General features: G+C 72.2%; 24 protein-coding genes, 1 tRNA gene and 1 pseudogene. 13 read left to right on the top strand and 13 right to left on the bottom strand.

The window, feature by feature from the left end; all coding sequences use genetic code 11:
* The first annotated feature begins 12 nt into the window (after positions 1 to 12).
* Positions 13 to 171: a hypothetical protein gene (locus ABT095_RS13065; protein WP_350529428.1), complete on the top strand. Its 159-nt coding sequence runs from the start codon at positions 13 to 15 to the stop codon at positions 169 to 171.
* 69 nt (positions 172 to 240) lie between these two features.
* Here the strand turns inward: ABT095_RS13065 and ABT095_RS13060 are convergent, their stop codons facing one another.
* The 3 genes from ABT095_RS13060 to ABT095_RS13050 form a co-directional block, all read right to left on the bottom strand.
* Complete coding sequence (locus ABT095_RS13060) at positions 241 to 636, bottom strand: hypothetical protein (RefSeq protein WP_350529427.1); 396 nt, start codon at positions 634 to 636, stop codon at positions 241 to 243.
* A gap of 72 nt (positions 637 to 708) precedes the next feature.
* Positions 709 to 1,410, bottom strand: coding sequence for a DUF4328 domain-containing protein (locus ABT095_RS13055; protein ID WP_350529426.1), 702 nt, complete (start codon positions 1,408 to 1,410; stop codon positions 709 to 711).
* A gap of 145 nt (positions 1,411 to 1,555) precedes the next feature.
* On the bottom strand, positions 1,556 to 2,407 hold the full coding sequence (locus ABT095_RS13050) for a helix-turn-helix transcriptional regulator (RefSeq protein ID WP_350529425.1): 852 nt from the start codon (positions 2,405 to 2,407) through the stop codon (positions 1,556 to 1,558).
* A 127-nt stretch (positions 2,408 to 2,534) separates the two neighbouring features.
* Between ABT095_RS13050 and ABT095_RS13045 the strand changes: the two genes are divergently transcribed.
* Positions 2,535 to 3,344 (top strand): alpha/beta fold hydrolase, encoded by an 810-nt coding sequence (locus tag ABT095_RS13045; RefSeq protein WP_350529424.1) that lies wholly within the window; start codon positions 2,535 to 2,537, stop codon positions 3,342 to 3,344.
* Here ABT095_RS13045 and ABT095_RS13040 read toward each other — a convergent pair whose 3' ends face one another.
* The 4 genes from ABT095_RS13040 to ABT095_RS13025 form a co-directional block, all read right to left on the bottom strand.
* Positions 3,345 to 4,217, bottom strand: coding sequence for a GNAT family N-acetyltransferase (locus ABT095_RS13040; RefSeq protein ID WP_350529423.1), 873 nt, complete (start codon positions 4,215 to 4,217; stop codon positions 3,345 to 3,347). It abuts the gene before it with no gap.
* 22 nt (positions 4,218 to 4,239) lie between these two features.
* On the bottom strand, positions 4,240 to 5,001 hold the full coding sequence (locus tag ABT095_RS13035) for a VOC family protein (protein ID WP_350529422.1): 762 nt from the start codon (positions 4,999 to 5,001) through the stop codon (positions 4,240 to 4,242).
* 148 nt (positions 5,002 to 5,149) lie between these two features.
* On the bottom strand, positions 5,150 to 5,788 hold the full coding sequence (locus ABT095_RS13030; RefSeq protein ID WP_350529421.1) for a TetR/AcrR family transcriptional regulator: 639 nt from the start codon (positions 5,786 to 5,788) through the stop codon (positions 5,150 to 5,152).
* Entirely contained in the window at positions 5,778 to 5,936 is a 159-nt protein-coding gene (locus ABT095_RS13025; RefSeq protein WP_350529420.1) for a hypothetical protein, read from the bottom strand. Before ABT095_RS13025 ends, ABT095_RS13030 begins: the two co-directional genes overlap by 11 nt.
* A 210-nt stretch (positions 5,937 to 6,146) precedes the next feature.
* On the opposite strand from ABT095_RS13025, the gene ABT095_RS13020 reads away from it, so the two are divergent.
* On the top strand, positions 6,147 to 8,951 hold the full coding sequence (locus ABT095_RS13020; protein WP_350529419.1) for a PKD domain-containing protein: 2,805 nt from the start codon (positions 6,147 to 6,149) through the stop codon (positions 8,949 to 8,951).
* A 42-nt stretch (positions 8,952 to 8,993) separates the two neighbouring features.
* Here ABT095_RS13020 and ABT095_RS13015 read toward each other — a convergent pair whose 3' ends face one another.
* Positions 8,994 to 9,503 (bottom strand): DinB family protein, encoded by a 510-nt coding sequence (locus ABT095_RS13015; RefSeq protein WP_350529418.1) that lies wholly within the window; start codon positions 9,501 to 9,503, stop codon positions 8,994 to 8,996.
* Positions 9,504 to 9,616: 113 nt separating this feature from the next.
* Between ABT095_RS13015 and ABT095_RS13010 the strand changes: the two are divergent.
* Positions 9,617 to 9,787, top strand: a pseudogene (locus ABT095_RS13010) (HhH-GPD-type base excision DNA repair protein); the annotation flags it as partial.
* A gap of 37 nt (positions 9,788 to 9,824) precedes the next feature.
* Here ABT095_RS13010 and ABT095_RS13005 read toward each other — a convergent pair.
* On the bottom strand, positions 9,825 to 10,622 hold the full coding sequence (locus ABT095_RS13005) for an SDR family NAD(P)-dependent oxidoreductase (RefSeq protein WP_350529417.1): 798 nt from the start codon (positions 10,620 to 10,622) through the stop codon (positions 9,825 to 9,827).
* Positions 10,623 to 10,733: 111 nt separating this feature from the next.
* Positions 10,734 to 11,780 (bottom strand): aspartate carbamoyltransferase, encoded by a 1,047-nt coding sequence (pyrB, locus tag ABT095_RS13000; protein ID WP_350529416.1) that lies wholly within the window; start codon positions 11,778 to 11,780, stop codon positions 10,734 to 10,736.
* Between the two features lie 193 nt (positions 11,781 to 11,973).
* On the opposite strand from pyrB, the gene ABT095_RS12995 reads away from it, so the two are divergent.
* The 3 genes from ABT095_RS12995 to ABT095_RS12985 all read left to right on the top strand — a co-directional run bounded on the left by ABT095_RS12995 (position 11,974) and on the right by ABT095_RS12985 (position 14,540).
* Positions 11,974 to 12,744, top strand: a complete 771-nt coding sequence (locus tag ABT095_RS12995; RefSeq protein ID WP_350529415.1) for a rhomboid family intramembrane serine protease — start codon at positions 11,974 to 11,976, stop codon at positions 12,742 to 12,744.
* A 78-nt stretch (positions 12,745 to 12,822) separates the two neighbouring features.
* On the top strand, positions 12,823 to 13,992 hold the full coding sequence (locus ABT095_RS12990; RefSeq protein WP_350529414.1) for a hypothetical protein: 1,170 nt from the start codon (positions 12,823 to 12,825) through the stop codon (positions 13,990 to 13,992).
* Between the two features lie 95 nt (positions 13,993 to 14,087).
* Positions 14,088 to 14,540 carry a hypothetical protein gene (locus tag ABT095_RS12985; protein ID WP_350529413.1) on the top strand — a complete coding sequence of 151 codons (453 nt, stop codon included), beginning with the start codon at positions 14,088 to 14,090 and terminating at the stop codon, positions 14,538 to 14,540.
* 68 nt (positions 14,541 to 14,608) lie between these two features.
* Here ABT095_RS12985 and ABT095_RS12980 read toward each other — a convergent pair whose 3' ends face one another.
* Positions 14,609 to 16,153, bottom strand: a complete 1,545-nt coding sequence (locus ABT095_RS12980; protein ID WP_350529412.1) for a helicase HerA-like domain-containing protein — start codon at positions 16,151 to 16,153, stop codon at positions 14,609 to 14,611.
* Between the two features lie 150 nt (positions 16,154 to 16,303).
* Between ABT095_RS12980 and ABT095_RS12975 the strand changes: the two genes are divergently transcribed.
* Together ABT095_RS12975 and ABT095_RS12970 are read left to right on the top strand one after the other, a co-directional pair.
* Entirely contained in the window at positions 16,304 to 16,600 is a 297-nt protein-coding gene (locus ABT095_RS12975) for a type II toxin-antitoxin system VapB family antitoxin (RefSeq protein ID WP_350529411.1), read from the top strand.
* A gap of 238 nt (positions 16,601 to 16,838) precedes the next feature.
* Positions 16,839 to 17,552: a LytR C-terminal domain-containing protein gene (locus ABT095_RS12970; protein ID WP_350529410.1), complete on the top strand. Its 714-nt coding sequence runs from the start codon at positions 16,839 to 16,841 to the stop codon at positions 17,550 to 17,552.
* Positions 17,553 to 17,616: 64 nt separating this feature from the next.
* Here ABT095_RS12970 and upp read toward each other — a convergent pair whose 3' ends face one another.
* On the bottom strand, positions 17,617 to 18,252 hold the full coding sequence (upp, locus tag ABT095_RS12965; protein ID WP_350529409.1) for a uracil phosphoribosyltransferase: 636 nt from the start codon (positions 18,250 to 18,252) through the stop codon (positions 17,617 to 17,619).
* Positions 18,253 to 18,402: 150 nt separating this feature from the next.
* Between upp and ABT095_RS12960 the strand changes: the two genes are divergently transcribed.
* From ABT095_RS12960 to ABT095_RS12945, 4 genes are all read left to right on the top strand, one after another.
* A complete protein-coding gene (locus tag ABT095_RS12960) occupies positions 18,403 to 18,615 on the top strand; it encodes a hypothetical protein (RefSeq protein ID WP_350529408.1) in 213 nt (70 codons plus the stop codon).
* A 230-nt stretch (positions 18,616 to 18,845) separates the two neighbouring features.
* Positions 18,846 to 19,382: a tRNA adenosine deaminase-associated protein gene (locus ABT095_RS12955; RefSeq protein ID WP_350529407.1), complete on the top strand. Its 537-nt coding sequence runs from the start codon at positions 18,846 to 18,848 to the stop codon at positions 19,380 to 19,382.
* A 41-nt stretch (positions 19,383 to 19,423) separates the two neighbouring features.
* A complete protein-coding gene (gene tadA, locus ABT095_RS12950) occupies positions 19,424 to 19,921 on the top strand; it encodes a tRNA adenosine(34) deaminase TadA (RefSeq protein WP_350529406.1) in 498 nt (165 codons plus the stop codon).
* A gap of 43 nt (positions 19,922 to 19,964) precedes the next feature.
* Positions 19,965 to 20,054 (top strand) — tRNA-Ser (locus ABT095_RS12945).
* Between the two features lie 116 nt (positions 20,055 to 20,170).
* Here the strand turns inward: ABT095_RS12945 and ABT095_RS12940 are convergent.
* Positions 20,171 to 21,562 (bottom strand): ALF repeat-containing protein, encoded by a 1,392-nt coding sequence (locus ABT095_RS12940; RefSeq protein WP_350529405.1) that lies wholly within the window; start codon positions 21,560 to 21,562, stop codon positions 20,171 to 20,173.
* Positions 21,563 to 21,696 lie beyond the last annotated feature (134 nt).

The raw sequence follows: 21,696 nt of genomic DNA, 5'->3' as shown, positions 1-21,696 counted from the left end.
AGGAGAATCGCCATGGCCGAGCCCATCATCGCCGACCAGACGCAGGAAACCCCCACCCACCCGAACCACCAGATCGCTCCCAGCCACCTCCGGCACGGGTCCGGCACCATCCTGGACATCACCGGCGTCGCCGAGGGGACCAAGCCGCAGGACCCCCGCGGGGAGATCTGACCCTCCCGCCGGCACGCCGAAGGCCGCGTACACCTCCAGGGTGTACGCGGCCTCAGGTATTGCGGGCACTCACCGGGCCGGACCGGTCGTCATCTCCCGATGCGGCAGCCGAGCCCGGGCCCGTCCCGGGAGCAGCAGCAGACCGAACAGCACCTGCGCCACCACCAGGCCGGGCCGGCCGGGAAAGGCCAGTACCAGCACCGGCACCGCCAACCCCGCCGCCACCGCCGGCCGCACCCACGCCGCCCGCCGCCACGGCGAGACCAGCGCGAAGAGCAGGACCGCCGGAGCGGTCACGAACACCGCCAGGTACCACGGCAGAACGGCAAGCGTCAGGGCTCCGTCGGGCATGTCCCCGAGCGCCCAGGCCATCACCAGGACGAGCACCCACAGATACGCCAGGTACCGGACCGTCACCCGCGCGAACCACCGCCCGGCGTGCTCGTCTCCCCCGCTGCCACCCATCTCTCCCCCTTCGGACGGACTCCGTCCAGGGTGACGGACCGCGCGGGCCGGCACCTGAGTACCCGTACTCAGCTACGCGTGGACGGCTCCGGCCGGCCTGCCGTAGGCCTGGGCGGCCAGCTCGGCGTGCTTCGCCTCCTGCATGGCCGTCACCTTCCGCACCACCAGGACGGCGAGCACGGCGGCGACGATCATCAGGGCGTCCCCGGCGGCCTCCAGCGCCGCGCCCGTGCGGAAGGACTCCATGTCGGTGGCCTTGCCACCCAACCTGGCCCCGACCTGGCCGAGGATGTTGCCGCCCATGAAGGCGGCCCACCAGAAGTTCAGCAGGGCCGGGGAGGCGGGCTGCGGCACACCGTTCCCGTCGGGCCGGCCGCTCGACCACCAGATGTCACCGGCGATCTGCCGCGGGACCCACAGGGCCATGAACGGGACGAACCAGCCGCCGATCGCCCAGCCCCGGCCGCGCTGCTGCCTGCCGTAGTCGAACGCCTCGGCGTTGACCCGGGCCCGGTGGAACCAGGTGATGAAGGTGACGCCACTGGCGATCAGTGCCACCAGGCTGACCACCGAGGCCAACTGGGCGAAGTGGTCGGCGTCGTCGGCCGCGGCGAGGTCCACCGAGCTCAGGTCGGTGATCGCGTCGTCCGCCATACGAAAGAGCTTGAGATCGGCGATCAGCTCGAGGACGGTGGCCGCTCCGCAGACGGCGAGCAGGATGCAGGCGGCCACCGCCGCACTGCGCGGTGAACGGTAGACGGCGGGCTTGGCCATGCGCGTGTGCTCCAGGATCGGATGCCGGACGAGGAAGCGAAAACGTACCCTCGACCGCCTCCATCAAGGCAACACAATTTCCTCGCCGTATTCACGTCCTGTATCAATTGGCCGCATTATCCGGGCAAATGTCCGGTAAATTCCGTCAGCCGGCGGGGGTGAAGCTCTGGGTGCCGACCACGTCCAGCAGGGCCAGCCGGCCGGCCGCGTCCGTGCCCGGGGGCGGGGTGAACAGGACCAGGCGCTGGTCGCCCTCGGGGGCGAGGAGCACCTGGCAGTCGAGGTCGACCGGGCCGATCGCGGGGTGGAGCACCCGCATCCGGGTGTGCCGCCGGACGGCGACTTCGTGGCGCTCCCAGAGCGCGGCGAACTCCGCGCTGCGCTCGCGCAGCCGCTCCACCAGCCGGGTGGACGCGGCGTCGCCGGAGCGGCGCCCGGTGGCCGCCCGCAGGTCGGCCACGTGCAGGCGGCTGTAGTGCTCGTGCTCCTCGGCGGGGTACGCCGTCCGGGCCGCCGGGTCGGCGAACCAGCGCCAGACCACGTTGCGACCGTGCTCGGAGACGGTGCAGACCCCGCCGAGCAGGGCCCGGGCGATCTCGTTCTGGGCCAGGACGTCACCGAGGTCGTTCAGCACCTGGGCCGGTGTGGTGCTCAGCCGGTCGAGCAGGTGCAGCAGGCCGGGGCTGACGTGGTCGCCCGTGGCGCGCCCGGCCGGCGGCTGGTGCCCGGCCAGCAGGTGAAGGTGGTCCCGCTCGTCCCCGCTGAGCCGCAGCGCCCGGGCCAGCGCCGCGAGCAGCTGGGTCGAGGGCTTGGGGCCCCGGGCCTGCTCGAGACGGGTGTAGTAGTCGACCGACATGCCGGTCAGCTGGGCCACCTCCTCACGCCGCAGCCCCGGCGTCCGGCGCCGGGCCCCGGCGGGCAGGCCGACCTCCTCGGGGCGGACACGCTCCCGGGAGCAGCGCAGGAAGTCGGCCAGCTCGGCGCGGTTGATCGTCATGTGATCATCCTGCCGGAGGCGGCAGGGCTCATCCAGGGACTGCCGGTCCCAGGCTCCGCGAGGCTCTCCCGCCCACCCTGGCCCGGCTCCACAGTGGTGCCACCGACCACCGCTGAAGGAGCCTCACATGACCACCACCCGCACCGTCACCGTCGCCGACGCCCAGGTCGGCTACGACATCCACGAGGCGGAGGGCTCGACCGCCCCCGCCCTGGTCCTGGTGCACGGCACCGGCTCGGCCGGAGCGGCCCTGACCTGGGGTCAGCTCGCCCCGCGGTTCGCCGAGCGCCGCACCGTCATCACCCCGGACCTGTCCGGCACCGACCGCACCACCGACGGCGGCGGCCCGCTCACCGTCGAAGGCCTGGCCGCCCAGGTGATCGCCGTGATCGAGGACGCCGGCACCGGCCCGGTCGACCTGCTCGGGTTCTCGATGGGCTCGCCGGTCGTCACCGCCGTGGCCGCGCAGCGGCCCGACCTGGTGCGGCGCCTGGTCCTGGTGGCCGGCTGGGCCCACACCGAGGGGGACGAGTACCTGCGCAACCTCTTCACCCTCTGGCAGAGCCTGGGCCCGCTGGACGCCGGAGCCTTCGGCCGCAGCGTGACCATGACCGGTTTCAGCCGCGGCTTCCTCAACCTGATCGGCCGTGAGCAGGTCGAGCAGCTGACCCTCAACCTGCCGCCGACCCCGGGCACCCTGCGCCACGTCGACCTGGACGCCCGGATCGACATCCGCCACCTGCTGCCCCTGGTCCAGGCGCCGACCCTGGTGATCGCCGGCAGCCAGGACGCGACCGTGCCCGTCGAGCAGACCCGCGCCCTGCACGCGGCACTGCCCGACGCCACCTACGCGGAGGTCGACGCCGGGCACGTGCTGTTCTTCGAGCAGCCGGAGGAATTCCTCAAGCTGGTCGGCGAGTTCGTCTCCGCGCGGTGACTACAGCTTGAGCTGGTACTGGTGGCGGGTGTGGGTGGGGCGGTAGCCGAGCGCCTCGTTGACCCGCCGCATGGCCGGGTTGTCGTCGGCGGTGTCGGCGAGCAGGCCGGCCACGCCGGGGTGCCGCTCACGGGCGTACGCGATCGAGGCGGCCTTCATCCAGCGGGCCAGACCGCGGCCGCGGTGCTCGGGGAGCACGCCGGTGCCGTAGTGCTGGGCGTCACCCGATCCGCCGCCGGGGAGCACGAGTTCGGTGAAGGCGACGACCGCGCCGCTCGCCTCCTCGACAGCCGCGACGGTGTGCAGCACGTCCCCCCGGTCGACGATCGCGCCGACCGCCCGCCGCACCCGGTCCAAGTCCCAGATCACCCGGCCGAAGTCGACCGCCCCCATCGGCATGTCGTCCATCGCGCGCCGCGAGGCCACGAAGCTCCCGGCCAGCTCCTCCGGCACCATCCCCTCCCAGGTGGCCAACCGGTAGCCGGGGTGCGGTGTTTCGATCTCCGCCGCCAGCGTGGCGGCGTCCGCGTCGGCCGACGGGAGCCGGGTGAAAAGCAGCGTGAGAGCCACCTCGAAGCCCCGGGCGGCGAGGAAGGCCGCGCCGCCACTGTCGCTCCCGGCCTGGGCGAGCAGCACGCGGCGCTCCTGCCGCCGCGCGGCGGCGACGGCCTCGGCCAGCAGCCGGGTACCGATCCCGGCCCGGCGCTCGGCCGGATGGACGTTCACATCGAGCTCTGCCAGATGCAGTTGGCCGGCACCGGTGAACAGCTGCAGATAGGCGGCGCCTAGCGGACTGCCCTCGGCATCGGCGGCGAGCCAGGCGAGCCGGCCGCCGGGGTCGGCATCGGTCAGGGCGGTGATACGTACGGTCAAGGCAGCTCCGAAGGTAAGTGGCCTACTCGGCCCAGGGGATGGTACGCGCAGCGTCCCCGCCGGGGGCAGAGGCCATTCCGTCCACCCGCATGGCGATGTGGGCCCGGAAGTCCTCGGGTGCGGTGATCTTCCGGGCCAGGCCGGCCGGGATCACCATGGTCTGACCGGCCGTCACGGTCTCGCTCCGGCCGCCCCAGTGCAGCTGCAGGGAGCCGGCCGTGACCGTCCAGACCTGTTCGCGGCTGACCACGTGCTCGGGCCCGGCCTGCCCGGCGGCCATCTCGGCCGTCCAGGTGCTGAGTTCGGCGCTGCCGCGGCTGGGGGCGGCCAGCCCGGTCATCCGGGCGTTGGGCGAGACGGTGACGTGCGCCGGGTCCGCGTCGATCACCCGGGGCTGCGGCTCCTCGGCCGTCACCCACTCGACCAGCTGGACCACCACGCCGTTGGGGTCGGTCAGTTGGAGCAGCCGCTCACCCCAGGGCTCCTCGGTGAGCGGGAGCGTGATCGGCGCACCGGCCGCCCGCAGCCGCTCCTGCTCGGCGGCCAGATTGGTGACGGTGAGCGCGACGATCAGGCCGGCGGCCCGCTGCTCGCGCTGCTCGGGCGGCAGCACCTCGGCGCCCCGGCGCAGCAGCACCAGGTCGACCGCTTCGTCCGGGCGGGCCAGTCGGGTGAAGTCGCCCTCAGCCAGGGCGACTTGGTAGCCGAGGTAGGTGCAGAAGAAATCCCGGGAGGCCGCCGGGTCGGCGACGGTGAGGGAGAGGACCGAAGAGGTGACGCGCAACGTGACTCCTTGAGAGGTCGGCCGGTCGTTCCTTGCGATGGACATAACTTTACGACTGTCCTACTCGGGCCCGCAAGAGATTTTTGCCCCCGACGTAAAAATGCCCCCGACCCAGCACGCGGGTCAGGGGCAGCAGTGCGACGGCAGGTCAGTCCGGCGGCGCCGGGTAGCCGCCGAGGGCCGCGTCGAGCAGGTCGAAGACGTGCGCCGTCTCGGGGGCGAGCAGCTCGGCGATCCGCTCGTTCGACTCCCCCGCCAGCGTGAGCTCCTGGAGCCGCCGGAAGAGCAGCTTGTGCGCCGCCCCGATCAGCGCGGCAGCCGCTCGCGGGGCGATGCCCGCCGCCGGGCCGGCCCCCGCCTCCAGCGCCTCGACCAGCGCCGCCTCCCGCAAGTCGTACAGCTCCCGCACCCGGGCCACCAGGGTCGGGCTCTCCGCCACCATCCGGGCGAACTCGGGCCCGGCGAACCCCGCGACGGCGTCGTGCCCCTGCGTCCGGGCGACGAACTCCCGGCGCAGCGCGGCCACGACGCCCTCACCCTCGGCCCGCTCGGCCACCGCGCGGGCCAGGCTCTGCACGAAGACCTCGCTGTGGTCGAGCGCCAGGTCCTCCTTGTGCGGGAAGTAGTTGGTGACCGTCTTCTTCGCCACCCGGGCCGCCGCCGCGATCTCCGCGATGGTGGTCCTTTCGAAGCCCTGCGCGATGAAAAGCCTGGTCGCGTGGTCGGAGATCAGCTGCCTGGTCTCCAGCTTCTTGGACTCCCGTAGTCCCAGGACCTCAGTACTCATGGGGGAATCTTAGGCTGGTGGCAAGTTTCGTCGACAGCGCACGTGCCACCATCAGCGCCCGCAGCACCCCGTTCAGCACCGCCGTCAGCACCCAGCCCGCCAGCCCGGTCATCCGCCCGCCTGTTCCTCGTCCGTCGAATTCGGTCATCGCAGACATATCGCGCAGAGCGGTTGGGGACCGAACAACCGGGCGGTGAATTCACCCGGATGCCGCGTGACCAGGTCGAAAGTCCGGCCAGGAAGGCAGATGACAAGTCGATCGTCCGTACGAGAAGATGCCCGTCTACTGACATGAACGCCCGTCAGCCGCCCCGGAAGCCGGGGCCGCACGGGCGGCCTAGCTGGGGGCTTCCTCTCCGTGCGTTCTCACAGACTCGCCGGGCTGATCGGCGCGAGCACACTCGCCGCCGCCGTCGCCCTGCCACTGCCCGCCGCCCACGCGGCCGATGCGGGCACCCTCTACGTCGACAAGTACAAAGCCGCCTGCACCGACCAGGGCACCGGCACCCAGGCGCAGCCGTTCTGCCACGTCCAGGCGGGCGTGGACGCCGCCAAGCCCGGTGACACCGTGTCGATCGGCGGCGGCAGCTACCCGGAGACGGTGACCGTCACCCACTCCGGCGAGCCCGGCAAACCGGTCACCATCACCGGCCGCATGTTCACCGACGAGAGCTGGTCCCCGACGGTGGTCGGCAGCTCCACCGGCTCGCAGCCGAGCATCGTGCTCGACGGCGTGCACGATGTGGTGGTCCAGAACCTCCGAGTCGCATCGTCCGCCGAGGCCTTCCTGGTCCGCGACTCCGCCGCGATCGTGCTCGACCACCACCTGGTGACGCGCAGCACGGACGCGACCGCCCCACTGGTCCGCCTGACCGGTGCCACCAAGGACGTGCGGATCAGCCGCTCCTGGTTCGACAACGGCTCGGCCACGGCCGTCCAGGTCGGCCAAGGCGTCCAGGGTGCCGTGGTCAGCACCAACGTCCTGTACGCGTCCGGTGCCACCGCCGTGCAGGTCACCGATGCACCGGGCACCGTGGTCACGTCCAACACCGCCTTCCGTACCTGCTCGACGGCCATCGCCCTGTCCGGTGACTCGCACGGCTCGACCGTCGAGAACAACGTGGTGGCGCCGGGCTTCAACCTCAGCTGCCCGCAGGGCACGACCCCCTCCGTCAGCGTCTCGGCCGCCTCGGCCACCGACACCAGGTACGACTACAACCTGGTCTCCCCGATCGGCTCGGCCACGCCCTACTCCTGGGCGGGCACCACCTACCCGACCGCTGCCGGGCTGCTGGCCGCGACGGGCCAGGGCAAGCACGAGCTGTACACCGACGCCAAGATGGGGGCGAGCCAGGCGCCGCAGTCCGACTCACCACAGGTGGACTCGGCCGACGCCGAGGCCCCCGGCGAGCTGAGCACCGACGTCTACGGCCACCACCGGGGCGACGACCCGAACGTCCCGGACACCGGGAACGGCACCGGATCGCACGACCGCGGCGCGATGGAGCTGACCAGCCTCTCGTCCGTCACGGTCTCCACCACGCCGCACCAGGGCCCGGCACCGCTGTCGGTGACGCCGACCGTCCGTCTGCAGACCAACTGGACCAGCCCGCAGTACTCCTACCTCTTCGACTTCGGCGACGGCAGTGCCCCGGTCACCAGCTCCGACGCCGCCGTCCCGCACGTGTACCAGTCCCCGGGGAGTTACGTCACGACGGTCCGGGTCACCGACGACCAGGGCAACAGCGTGCAGTCCTGGGGCGTCACCCAGGTCAAGGAGAACGGCCCGCTGGTCGCCGCCTTCACCGCCAAGCCGAACCAGCAGTGGCTGAGGTACCAGTACTCCTTCAACGCCTGGGACTCCACCAGCCCCTGGCAGATCACCAAGTACCACTTCGACTTCGGTGACGGAACCCGTGGTGTGGACAGCGACCCCGGCAGCTCCACGGTCACCCACGTCTTCGGCTCGTCCACCCCGGTGACTGTGAAGCTCACCGTCACCGACGAGGGTGGCCGTACCGCCTCGGTGGAGCAGCGGCTCACCCCGTCCTACGCTCCGTCCGGGTACACCGCCATCACCCCCGCCCGGATCCTCGACACCCGCCAGGGCTGGCAGGCCACCCGGCTCGGCAACGGCGGCCAGGCCGACATCGGCTTCGGCGACGGCAACATGGGCTGCGCGAAGACCCCTGCCAACGTGCCCGCGTACGCCACCGCCCTGGTGGTGAACGTGACCGCCGTCAATCCGAGCACCGCCGGCTACCTCACGGTCTGGGCGGACCACTCCGGCCGGCCCGCCACCTCGAACCTCAACTTCAAGGCCGGCCAGACCGTCGCCAACCTGGTCACCGTGCCGGTCGTGGGCGGCATGTGCCCGCAGCTGCACATCTTCAACTTCTCCGGCGGCGCCGACGTGGTCGCCGACGTCCAGGGCTACTACCTGCAGGACTTCGGCGCCCGCTTCACCACCACCGCCCCCACCCGGCTGCTCGACACCCGGCACACCGCCGGCTACGAGACCAAGGGCCTCGGCGCGGACGAGCAGTACGTCCTCAAGACCGGTCTGCCCAAGGGCACCACGGCCGCCGTCCTGAACGTCACCGCCGTCAACCCGACGGCGGGCGGCTACCTGAGCGTCACGCCGGTCTCGGTGCGGCACCCGGGCACCAGCAACATCAACTTCACGGTGGGCCAGACCGTCGCCAACCAGGTGATCGTGCCGGTCGACGCGGACGGCAACGTGGGCATCTACAACCGCTTCGGCAACACCCACGTCGTGGCGGACCTGATGGGCTACTACAGCCCGACCGGTGACTCGTTCTTCACCCCGGTCTCCCCGACCCGCCTGGTCGACACCCGCAAGCCGTCGCCCCTGCCGCTCGGCCAGGGCGGCACGCTGGCCGTGCCCACCGGCGCACCCGCCGGGGCCACCGGGGCCGTGCTGAACGTGACCAGCACCGGCTCCACCAACGGCGGCTACCTGACGGTCTGGGCCGACGGTGCCACCAAGCCCGGCACCAGCAGCGTCAACTTCGGCGTCGGCCAGACCGTCCCGAACCACGTCACCACGCCGCTCGGCGCGAACGGCAGCTTCGACGTGTACAACTTCGCGGGCCGGACGCACGTGATCGCGGACCTGTTCGGGTACTTCACCAAGCCGTAAGGCAGCGTCGTCGACGGGGTGACGGCGGGGGCTCCCCCGCCGTCACCCCATCGTTTTGGCTCCGTCCAACGACTCCCGGATGATGTCGGCATGGCCCGCGTGCTGCGAGGTCTCCGCGATCAGGTGCAGGAAGACCCGGCGGGGCGTCCAGGCCGTGCCCGGCGGGAACCAGGGCCGCTCGGGCAGCGGCTGCGGCGCGCTCAGGTCCGGCAGGGTGGCGATCAACTCGTCCGTGCGGCGGGCCACTTCCGCGTAGGCGTCGAGCAGCCCGGCCAGCGTCTCACCTTCGGCCATCCTGAACTGGCCCTCCCAGTCGACCGGTTGGGCCTCCATCGCGGCCGCGCCGCCGGTCACGAAGCTCGTCCAGCGCGCCTCCACCCCCGTCACGTGCTTGATCAGGCCGCCCAGGCAGAGCGCACTCACGGTGGTCCGGGTGGCGGCCTGCTCGTCGGTGAGCTCCCGGCAGGTGTACCGCAGGAAGCCCCGGTGCTTGTCCAGGGTCTCGATCAGGTCGGCCCGCTCGGCGGCGTCCGGGAGCTGAGGAGTCGTCATGGCGGCCAGCCAACCACAGCCACAGGCGTGTTGCGGGGCGCCGCCGTGCCGCCGCGCGGGAGAATGTCCCCATGGAGCACACCATTCGGCTCGCCCAGCAGCCCGAGGCGGACGCCCTGCTCGGCAAGCAGTACGGCGTCCGCCCGCCCGGCTGGCGCGAGGCCGCCGGGCTCTACGGCGAACAGGGCTGCTTCCGCTCGGTGGCCGACATCACCGGCCCGGAGTCCCTGGCCGAGGTCCGCAGCTTCAAGCAGGCCGCGAAGAAGGCCGCCAAGGAGGGCTGAACCGGACGGGCCCAGGGCCCGTCCGGCCGCACAGGCCCTAACGCCCCAGCACCACACCGCCGTTGACGCCGATGATCTGCCCGGTGATGTAGCCGGAGGCGGGTGAGGCGAGGTAGCCGATCACACCCGCGACGTCGGCCGGGACACCCGCCCGGCCGACCAGGGTCTCGGCCACCTTGGCGGCGTGGAACTCCTCGGTCCAGCCCTCGCCGAAGATCTCCGTCTCGGCGATGTAGCCGGGGGCGATCAGGTTCACCGTGATGCCGTCGGGGCCGAGCTCGCGGGCCAGGCCGAAGGCCCAGCCGTGCAGGGCGGCCTTCGCCGCCGCGTACGCCCCGGCCGAGTGCGGGCCGGCGCCGCCGCGCTGGGCGGCGGTGGAGCTGACCACCAGGAGCCGGCCGCCGGGCCGCCGCAGCTGCCCCCGCAGGGCGGTGGTGAGCAGTACGGCCGAGAGCAGGTTGCCCTCCAGGCCGCTGCGCCAGGAGGCCGCCAGCGCGTCCAGACTGTCGTCCGCCGGCTCCGGCACCCGGGCCCCGGCGTTGTTGACCAGCACGTCGACCGGCCCCAACCCGGCCACTTCGTCGGCCACTCGGGCGATCTGCACCGGATCGGTGAGGTCGGCCACCAGCGGGATCACCCGGGCTTCGCCGACCGCCTCGTCGATCTCCTTGCGGGCCAGCTCCAGCGGCTCCGCCCGGCGCCCGATCACCACCACCCGGCAGCCCTGGTGGGCCAGTTCGGCCGCGATCGACTTGCCGATGCCCGAGCCGCCTCCGGAGACCACCGCAAGGCGCTCACCGGTGGCCTGCCGGCCCTTCAGCTGCTGGTCCGTCATGTCCCGCTCCCCCCAACCGGCGGCGCGTCCCCCGCGCCGAATCGCGGCACAGTTTAGGGACCGGTGGCGCGCCTCCCGCAGGCGGGCGCCACCGGGGCCGAAAACACCAGGTCAGCGGGTGCTGTTGCGGTAGAACGGGGCGTCGTCCGGGCCGGTGAAGGACGGGCGGTACCAGCGGGCCTCGCGCAGCGAGCCGCGGATCTCGTCGGCCACGCCGAGCACGGAGGCGAACAGGGCCATCCGGGCGGGGATACCGGCGTCGGTCTGGCGGAAGATCGCCAGGCGCGGGTCCTGGTTGAGGTCGGCACTCAGGTCGTTGGCGCCGGGGCGGCTGTCCCGCGGCAGCGGGTGCATGATCACCGCGTCCTCCCGGCAGACCCGCTCGACCAGCGAGCGGTCGATCCGGAAGTCGTCGCTGTACGGCACGGGCTTGTCGGCGAAGCGCTCGGTCTGCAGCCGGGTCGCGTAGACCACGTCCGCCTCGCGCAGCGCCTGCCCCGGCTGGTCGCTGACCTCGACCTGGTGGCCGCGGCCCTCCGCCAGCTCGAGCAGCTCGGCCGGCATGCCCAGCTCCTCCGGCGCCACGCAGACGATGGTCATCTTCTCGTAGCGGGTGAGCAGCTTCATCAGCGAGTGCACGGTGCGGCCGTGCAGCAGGTCGCCGACCAGGGCGATCCGGCGGCCGTCCATGGTCTTGCCGAGCCGGCCGAATTCGCGGTGCAGGGTGAAGGTGTCGAGCAGGGCCTGGGTGGGGTGCTCCCCGGCGCCGTTGCCCGCGTTGACCACCGGGACGTTGGTCGCGGCGGCGAACTCGTGGATGGAGTTGACCTCGGGGTGGCGCATGACCACCAGGTCGCAGTAGCCGCCGACCACCCGGGCGGTGTCGGCCAGCGACTCGCCCTTGGAGATCGAGGTCACCCCGGTGCCGGTGGTGCTGGTCACGGCGCCGCCGAGCCGCAGGAAGGCCGACTCGCAGCTGAGCCGGGTGCGGGTGCTCGCCTCGAAGAAGAGGCTGGCCAGCACCGCGCCCTCCAGCACCCTGGTCACCTGTTCGCCCCGGGCCACCGGCACCAGCACGTCCGCCAGTTCGAAGAGGCGCTCCAACTCGTCCCGGTCGAACTGGTCGCTGGAGAGAATGTGCTTTCCGGTCAGTGACATGGCGGCTCTGACTTCCTCTGTAGTGCTCAGGTGTCCGACTCGGCGCCTCTGGCTGCGCGCCGCCAGTGTACTGGGGTGACGGCCGCCCCAACATTTCCGGAATTCCCCCGCGGCCCGCCAATTCCCCGGTGTCTTTCGGCTCCCGCGCCGAATTCCTTCCCAGGCCCGGACGGACGCCCGTAGAGTCGTCGGCATGGCGATGCGGGATTCCACCACGGGCGGGCCGGACGAGCTGCCGGCGAAGATGATCGCGGAGGCGCGGCGGGCGTTCTTCGTGATGTTCGCGCTGCTCTGCGCGGTCTGGGCGGTGCAGGTGGCCAACTGGGCCGACGACTACCGGCTCACCCATGACTACGGCATCGTGGCGCATTCCCCGAGCCGGCTCGCGGACGTGCTGGCGGCGCCGTTCCTGCACGTCAACTGGGTGCATCTGGAGGGCAATTCCGGCCCCCTCTTCATCTTCGGCTTCCTCGCGGCCTACCGTGGCGTGAAGAAGTTCCTCGCGCTGACCCTGCTGATCACGCTCACCAGCGGCGCGGCGGTCTGGTTCTTCGAGCGCGGGGACGTGGTCACCGTCGGGGCGAGCGGGGTGATCTACGGATACTTCGGATATGTGGTGCTGCGCGGCCTTTTCGACCGCAATCTGATCGACTCGCTGATCGGCCTGGTGATGGGCGCCTCTTTCGCCTACATCCTCACCACCGCCGTCCCCGGCACCCCGGGCGTCAGCTGGCTGGCCCACCTGGGCGGTCTGGTCGGCGGCCTGCTCGGCGCCTGGCTCTTCCGCGACCGCAGCCGCCGCTCGGCCTCGCCCGCCGCGCCCGCCACCGCCGAGGCCCACGCGACCGCGACCGCGCCCACGTCCGCGTCCGCGTCCGCGTCCGCGCCCGCGCCCGGCAAGGGCGGCGCCCCGGCCGGCGACCGCGCCGCGCTGCTCAAGGAGCTGGACGACCTGGGGCTCTGACCTTCAGGTATAGACCATTCTCGGACGGCCGGGCTAGCGTGGTGCTGCCCTGACCAGCACCTGCCCCGGAGCCGCCCCGTGGAGTCCTCCGTCCTCGCCTTCGCGACCGACCTGCTCGACGAGGGGCCCGACACCTTCTTCGGCAACCTCACCGACCGCGCCGGGGTCGGCGGCGTGACCCTGGCCTCGGTCTACCACGAGGCCCGGGACGTCTTCCCGCACAACCCCCGCCGGGTGGTCCGCTACCTGGAGCCCGGCGCGGCGTACTTCCGCCCGGACCCCGCCCGCTGGGCCGGCCGCCGCCTCGCCCCCCGCCCCGCCGCCGCGATCGGCGACACCGACCCGTTCGCCCTGGCCGCCGAGCAGGCACAGCGCCGCGGCCTCAAGCTGCACGCCTGGACAGTCTTCTGCCACAACGACCGCCTCGGCTTCGAGCACCCCGACTGCGCCCCCGCCAACGCCTTCGGCGACCGCCACCTCACCGAGCTCTGCCCGGCCAACCCCGAGGTCCGCGAGTACGCCACCACCCTGGTCGGCGAGCTCGCCCGGTACGGCGTGGACGCGGTCCGCGCCGAATCCCTGCACTTCCACGGCCTGCGCCACGGCTACCACCACGAGCGCTACTTCGAGCAGCTCGGCCCCGTCACCGAGGCCCTGCTCGGACTCTGCTTCTGCCCGCACTGCCTGGCCGCCGCCACCGCGGCCGGCGTGCCCGCCGAAGAGGTCCGCCAGGCCGTCCAGGCCGAGATCCGCACCCGGCTGGCAGACGAACAGCGCGCTCTGGCCCCCGCCGCCCTGGACGAACTCGCGGGCGGCGCACTGGCCGCGTACGTGGACGCCGCCGCCACCACCGTCACCTCGCTGACCGCCGAGGTCGCCGAAGCCGCCGCGCAGGCCGGGATGCGGCTGAGCTTCATGGACGGCGGCGGCCCCGGCAAGGGCTGGCTGGCCGGCATCGACCTCCCCGCCATCGGCAAGGCCGCCCACCAGGTCGAGACCCTCGGCTACGCCCGAACCCCCGAGGCCGTCCGGGAGAAGATCGCCGCCTTCGCTCTGCACGGCGTCCGCCCCGAGGCGATGGCCGTCATCCTGCGCCCGATGGCCGAGGACTGCGACGGCCCCGAGAACCTCGCCGCCAAGATCGAGACCCTGCGCGAACTCGGCGTCCCCGAGGTCGAGTTCTACAACTACGGCCTGATGCGGCTCTCCTCCCTCGACCGGATCGGCGCCGCTCTGCGCAGCGCATGACATCCGTCATGCCGCAGTGGTGACCCCGCACCCTGCTGCCGGCCCCCGGCCGACGGGCAAGATGATGATCACAACGACAAGCCACGGGGGCGGACATGAACTTCCTGAAGAAGCGCAAGCAGACCGAGCAGATCGACCTCACCACGGTCGACCCGGCCGAATGCCGGCTCCCGGTCTGGTTCTTCGCCTTCGAGGGCGTGCTCGCCGGGGCCTTCGACCTGCTCAAGGCCTTCCCGGCCGCCTGGCCCGCCCTGGCGGTGCTCGCGGCGGTCAACATCGTCCTCTCGCTCACCATGCTGCGGCGGCGGGCCAAGCTTGCCAAGGCCCTCTGGCGCGGCAAGGAGACCCGCAAGGTCGCCTTCGCCCTGCTCGCCCTGCGCCTCGGCAGCCACGGCGTCCTCCACCTCCTCGGCCTCGCCGTGCTCTCCCCCCTCGCCCACCTCGCCTTCGCGCTGACCATGGCCGCCGTCACGGTCGCCCTGATGGCCTACACCCAGCACGTCGCCGTCCGGGCCCTGCAGGCCAAGCCCCTGACCCTGGCGGCCTGACCCGCGCCCCCTGGGCCCTGCCCGGCCTGGGCCTGCCCGGCCGATCTCGCCGGGCCGGCCGAGTACACCTAGCGCCGCCGCTTGGACGTCCCGAAGATGCTCCGCGAGATCTCCCGCCCCAGCTGCGTCCCCGCCGACCGCGCGAACGACCTCAGCGCCGGGCTGTTCAGCAGACTCCCCAGCAGCCCGCCCCCGTCGTCCCCCTTGTGCTCCGGTACCTCCGCCGGAGCATCCGGCTCGACCGGAGCCGGAGCCTGGGCCGGAGCCGGCTCCGACCGGGCCGCCAGCTTCTCGTACGCCGACTCCCGGTCCACCGCCTCGCGGTACTTCGCGTTCACCGGCGAGGCGTCCACCGCCGCCCGCAGCGCGGTCTCCTCCACCGGCCCCATCAGCGACTGCGGCGCCCGCAGCCTGGTCGCCGCCACCGGCGTCGGCGCCCCCTGCTCCGAAAGCACCGTCACCACCGCCTCCCCCGTCCCCAGCTGAGTGAGCACCTCGGTCAAGTCGTAGGCGGACTTGGGAAAGGTCGAGACCGTCGCCTTGAGCGCCTTGGCGTCCTCCGGTGTGAACGCTCTCAGCGCGTGCTGCACCCGGTTGCCCAGCTGGGCGAGCACGTCCCCTGGGACGTCCTTCGGCGTCTGCGTCACGAAGAAGATGCCCACCCCCTTCGAGCGGATCAGCCGCACCGTCTGGGTGATCGCCTCCAGGAAGGCCTTTGAAGCGCCCTTGAACAACAGGTGCGCCTCGTCGAAGAAGAAGACCAGCTTCGGCCGGTCCAGGTCGCCCACCTCCGGCAGCTCCTGGTAGAGGTCGGCCAGCAGCCACATCAGGAAGGTGGAGAAGAGCCGCGGCCGGTCCTGCACCGCCGGGAGCTCGAGCACCGAGACGATCCCCCGCCCGTCCGGCGCCGTCCGCAGCAGCTCGGCGGTGTCCAGTTCGGGCAGCCCGAAGAAGGCTCCGGCCCCTTCGTTCTCCAGCAGGGTCAGTGACCGCAGGATCACCCCGGCGGTGGCCGCCGACAGTCCGCCGATCCCCTTCAGCTCCTCCTTGCCCTCCGGCGAGGTCAGGAAGGAGATCACCCCGGCCAGGTCCTTGAGGTCGTCCAGCTCCCACCCCTTCCGGTCGGCGTAGTGGAAGACCAGCCCCAGCGAGGCCTCCTGGGTCTCGTTCAGGTCGAGCACCTTGGCGAGCAGCAGCGGCCCGAAGCTGGTCACCGTCGCCCGGACGGGGATGCCCACCCCCTGACCGCCCAGCGCGTAGAACTCGGTCGGGCACCCGAGCGGCTCCCAGGTCTGCCCGACCTCGGCCGCCCGCCCCTTCACCCGGTCGTTCGCCGTTCCAGGGGCCGAGATGCCCGAGACATCGCCCTTGATGTCGGCCAGGAAGACCGGCACGCCCTGGGCCGACAGTTGTTCGGCGATCAGCTGCAGGGTCTTGGTCTTGCCGGTGCCGGTCGCCCCGGCCACCAGGCCGTGCCGGTTGAGCACCCCGAGCGGCACCCGCACCTGCGCCTCGGGGTACGCCGTGCCGTCCACGACCACCGCCCCGAGGTCGAGCGCGGGCCCGGTGAAGGCGTACCCGGAAGCGATGTCGGTGGCGGTGGCAGCGGTCATGACGGCGGTCTCCCCAAGCGGCGCGGATCAGTAGAGATCGACTAGGAGCGGGATGTATCACGCTATTCCTATGTAATCGCTACAAATCGCCGAGCGCAGGCCAGGCCGCGCTTGCTGGGCCTGGCGCCGCGGTGACGGTAGGCTTTCCGTGTGATCTTCAAGCGCATCGGCAATGCACGGCCGTACCCGGATCACGGCCGGACCAGCACCCGCCAGTGGGCGGACGTCGCGCCGCGTCCGGTGCGGCTGGACCAGTTGGTGACCACCAAGGGCCAACTCGACCTGGAGACCCTGCTGGCGGAGGATTCCACCTTCTACGGTGACCTCTTCGCCCACGTGGTCAAGTGGCACGGCGACCTCTACCTGGAGGACGGTCTGCACCGCGCGGTCCGGGCCGCACTGCAGCAGCGCCAGGTGCTGCACGCCCGGGTCCTGGAAATGGACTGACTCCCCTTCACACTTCCTCCCCACCCTGCGTGAGGTGCCGGTACATCCTTTCGAGTGCCGTCGTACTCCAGATGATGATCATTTTGTACCTTCGCAGTCCCAGTGGCACTAGTCTTCCGAGTACGGCCCAAGCTGCGGCGTCACGCCCGCTCGGCCGCACCCGTCACTGGCCCGTACCCGCGCGGGCCGTACCCGTCACCGAGCCTGCCCAGGCGCGAGGGGGAGACAGACTGTGAGCATGTTGACTCCCCAGGGGTTGAAGGGGAAGCAGTACCGGATCACCGGGAAGAGCTACCCCCGCCTCGGGCGCCCGCCGCGCAAGAGCAAGAAGGTGCTGGCCGTGGTCGGCGCGGTGCTGGCGCTCGCGCTGATCGCGCTCGGCGGCGTGCAGCTGGTGGACATCTTCAGCGGCAAGAACCGGCACGCCACCGCGCAGGCCTGCGCCTCCCCGAGCGCCTCGGGCAAGCCGCTGGCCGCCCCGGTCGCCGCCGGCTCCGCCTCCCCCGCGCCCGGCGGGTCGGCCGCACCGGCCGCCTCCGGCAAGCCGGGTGCCCCCGTGGCCACCAGCACCGCCGTGCCGCAGCCGCAGGCCGTCACGGTCAACGTCTACAACGCCGGCACCAAGGCCGGGCTCGCGGCCCGGACGGCCGACGAGCTCAAGAAGCGCGGCTTCGTGATCGGCAAGGTGGGCAACGCCCCGGCCGCGCTGGACAAGAAGGTCACCGGCACCGCCCAGGTGATCAGCGGCCCGGCCGGGATCGGCGCCGCCACCCTGATCGGCTCCCAGGTCGCCACCCCGGTGGTCTCGGCCGACACCCGCGCGGACGCCACCGTGGACTTCGTCATCGGCGACTCCTACGCGGCCCTGCTCGACCCCACCCAGGCCGCCGCCGCGCTCGCCCTGGCCACCAAGCCCTCCCCCGCCCCCTCGGCGGGCCCCGGCAGCTGCTGAACCGCCGCAGACAGCCCGAAGGGGCGCGAGTCCACGACTCGCGCCCCTTCTGCTTGCCTCGGAACTACCCGGCGGTGCCGTAGAGGCGGTCGCCCGCGTCGCCCAGGCCCGGCACGATGTAGCCGTTCTCGTTCAGCCGCTCGTCCAGCGCGGCCGTCACCACGGTGACCGGCAGGCCGGCCAGCTCACGCTCCATCACCGCGACGCCCTCCGGCGCGGCCAGCAGCACGACGGCGGTGACGTCGGTGGCGCCGCGCTCGATCAGCATCTTGATCGCCGCGACCAGGGTGCCGCCGGTGGCCAGCATCGGGTCGAGCACGTACACCTGACGGCCGGAGAGGTCGTCGGGCATCCGGGTCGCGTACGTGGAGGCCTCCAGGGTCTCCTCGTTGCGGACCATGCCCAGGAAGCCGACCTCGGCGGTCGGGAGCAGGCGGGTCATCCCGTCCAGCATGCCCAGACCGGCGCGCAGGATCGGCACCACCAGGGGGCGCGGGTAGCTGAGCCGGGTGCCGGTGGTGACGGCGACCGGGGTGGTGATCTCCACCTGCTCCGTCCGGACGTCCCGGGTCGCCTCGTAGGCGAGCAGGGTGACGAGCTCGTCGGTGAGCCGCCGGAAGGTCGGGGAGTCGGTGCGCTCGTCGCGCAGGGTGGAGAGCTTGTGGGCCACCAGGGGGTGGTCGACGACATGGAGACGCATGGTTCGACCATAACGGGCGTTGGGACGGCTGTACGACACCACGGCGGCCCCTGTCCTGGCGCCGGCACCCCGCCGCAGGGGGCACCGATATGTCCGAACCGAGACCTTTCCTGTGGTATCAACCCGACACTTCTGGGAAAGTCGGCTCGTATGAAGAGCAACCCGGACGCCGGAGCCGCTTCTCCCGAGGCCGCCGCCGAGACCGAGCACCCGCCCGAGACCGAGGCGGAGCGCCGACGGCGGCGGGCCGTCTTCCTGCGGGAACTCGCCGAGGCACGCGAACTGAGGGCCCGGGTGCAGCCGCGCCGCACCAAGGAGCGGCGGATGCGGGAGGCGCTGCGGATGCGGACCTTCCGGATCTGACAAGGTAAGCCACCCCAAACTGACGACTTCCGGGCCAGATCGCCGGTTGTCCACCGGCCATTCCGACACGACCTGCGAAGACGCGGTGCCGAACACCCCCCGCAGCGGCGAGCTTTCTGTCACGATGCCGGTGGGACGGCCCGAAGGGCGGGCCGCCTCTGGCGCGGGGGCGGCCAGCCGAGCCCGCCCGAGATCGCCGACAGCCGAGACCGAGCTTGGGAGTGTCCCCGGTGTACTTCGCTGCTGTGCTTGCTCGCACCGACGACGGGTGGGAAGCGAGCGAGACCGAACTCGACGACGTGGAGACCCTGGCAGACCTCGCCGACCTGGCCCGGGAGGCGGCCACGGACGACGACACCGTCCTGATCCTGATCGAACAGGAGGACAGCTGGTTCGGCGTGGTCCGGGTGGACGGTGAGGACGACCCGCGGATCTTCGTCTCCGACGCCGCGGCCGCCGCCCGCAGCTCGTACGGCACGATGCTCACCGACGAGCTGCTCGGCCGGGACGACGAGGACTTCGACGACCTGGACGACCTCGAGGCCGAGCTCTCCGAGGACGCGGACGAGGACGAGGACGCCGGGACCGAGGTGGACGAGGACGAGGAGGACGCCGCCGCGGCCGACGCCGTCGGCCCGCTCGGCGACGCCGACCTCCTCGCCGACCTCGGGGTCAGCGCCGCCGCGCTGCGCGGCCTCGACTCGGACGCGATCGGCGAGATCGCCGAGGCGCTGGGCTGCACCGACGTACTGGAGGCCGTGCGCTGATCCGTGCCTCGGGCACCCTCCCGGTGCCCGACACTGGACCCATGCAGATCGCTCCCCTCCCGGCTCCCGTGCGCCCCGACCCGGTCCGCGACCGCTGGCACGACCTGATGCGCCTCGCCATCGACGAGGCCGCACTGGCCACCGCCACCGGTGACGTCCCGGTCGGGGCGCTGGTGCTCGGGCCCGACGGCACGGTGATCGGGCGCGGCCACAACGAGCGCGAGGCCGTCGGCGACCCGACGGCCCACGCCGAGGTGGTCGCCATCCGGCAGGCCGCCGAAGCCGTCGGAGAGTGGCGCCTCAGCGGCTGCACCCTGGTGGTCACCCTGGAGCCCTGCACCATGTGCGCGGGCGCCATCGTCCTCTCCCGCCTCGACCGCGTCGTCTACGGCGCCTACGACGACAAGGCCGGCGCCGCCGGCTCCCTCCTCGACGTCCTCCGCGACCGCCGCCTCAACCACCGCCCCGAGGTCATCTCCGGCGTCCTCGCCGACACCTGCTCCGCCCAGCTCCTCGCCTTCTTCGACACCCAGCGCTGAACTGATTTCGTTCCGGCCGGGGACGTCCGGTAGAGTCTCCCTCGGTAGCGTGTCCGAGCGGCCAAAGGAGCACGCCTCGAAAGCGTGTGTGGGGGCAACTTCACCGTGGGTTCGAATCCCACCGCTACCGCCAGCATCACGAAGGGCCCCGACTGATCACAGTCGGGGCCCTTCGTCGTACGCGCGGCCCGGTACGACGGAGCGGGCCCGCGGAGAGGGATCTCCGCGGGCCCGCTCCGTACGGACGGGTCAGGACCGGGCGCTGCGGCGGCGGGTGGTGATGAGCGCGCCGGCGCCCAGGGCCACGGCTGCGCCGCCGACGGCGGCGAGGGTGCCGAGGGGGGCGTCGGTGCCGGTGGAGGCCAGGGTGCCCGGGGTGGCCGAAGTGGCCGAAGTGGTGGCGGTCGGGGTGGTCCCGGTCTGGGTGGTGGTGTTGGTGACCGGGACCGTCTTGGTGCCGTCGGTGGCGGGCTTGTCCTTGGCGCGGGCCGCGAACTGACCGACCTTGAGGAACTGCTCGACGTCGGCGGCGGTGCCGGCGAGGGCCTTGCGGGCGGCCTCGCGCAGGGCCGGGCCGCTGCTCGGGTCGTCCAGGATCCGCTGGGCGGCGGCGCGGTTGTCGTCCTCGGCGCGGGCGATGTACTGGCCGGTCCTGAGGAAGGCGCGGACGTCCTCGATCGTGCCCTCCAGTGCGGCGCGGCCGGCCTTCTGCACGGCCGGGCCACCCTCCCCGGTGATCTGGGCCACCCGGGCCCGGTCATCGGTGTCCTGGGCGCGCTGCCACCCCTGCTCGAGGAACTGCTCGACGTCGGCAGCGCTGCCCGCGAGAGCCGCCGCGGCAGCCTCGCGCACCTTCCGGCCGCTCTTCGGGTCGTCCAGGATCTGCTGGACCTTCGCCCGGTTCTCGTCCTCGGCCCGGGCCGCGTACTGGCCGGTCTTGAGGAAGGCGCGGATGTCCTCGACGGTGCCGTGCAGGGCGGCCAGGGCGGCCTTCTTCACGGCCGGCCCACCGGCCGAGTAGATCTGGACGCACAGGACACGGTCGTCACTGTCCTTCGCGGACTGCCAGCCCTCCTTGAGGAACTTCTCGACGTCCACCGCGGTGCCCGCGAGTGCCTTCTTGGCCGCCTCACGCACGCTGTAGCCGCTCTTCGGGTCGTCCAGGATCTGCTGGACCTTCGCCCGGTTCTCGTCCTCGGCCCGGGCCGTGTACTGGCCGGTGGTCAGGAACGCGCGGAGCGCGTCGATGCCGTCCGCGTCGAGCGTGGCGCTGCCGGCCTTCTTCACGGCCGGGCCGCCCGCGTTCATGATCCGCAGGACCGCTACCCGGGCATCGTCCCGGCGGATCTTGTCCACCTCGACCGCGAGGAAGTGCGCGCGGTCCTCCGGGGTGCCGGCCAGCGCCTTCGCCGCGTGCTCGCGCAGATAGGCGCTGGGGGCGGTGAGCAGGTAGTCGTTCGGGTAGACGAGCAGCGCCTCGATCGCCGCCCGGTTCTCCGCGTCCGTCTTCACTCCGGACTGGTCGGCCTGCGCGTGCCCAGCCGGGGCGGCCACCTCGGCGAAGGCCGAGGTGGCGCCCACGACGGGCGCGGCGGCCGTGGCCAGAAGGACGGCGGCGGCGAGCGAATGACGGATCTTCAACGGTCCCCCGAAGGTAAAAGGCCGCCCCAGGATCGGTCAGCGGCAGGCAAACAGATCGTATAGGAACGACCAGCACTGGTCGAACAGTATTCCGACGAGTAGGCCGGACCGAGGGTTGTACGGGAGACCGCTCC

The organism is Kitasatospora sp. NPDC002227 (assembly GCF_040296285.1).
Lineage (GTDB): Bacteria > Actinomycetota > Actinomycetes > Streptomycetales > Streptomycetaceae > Kitasatospora.
Note: the sequence above shows the minus strand (reverse complement) of the source record. Positions and strands in the feature narration are given on the sequence as shown.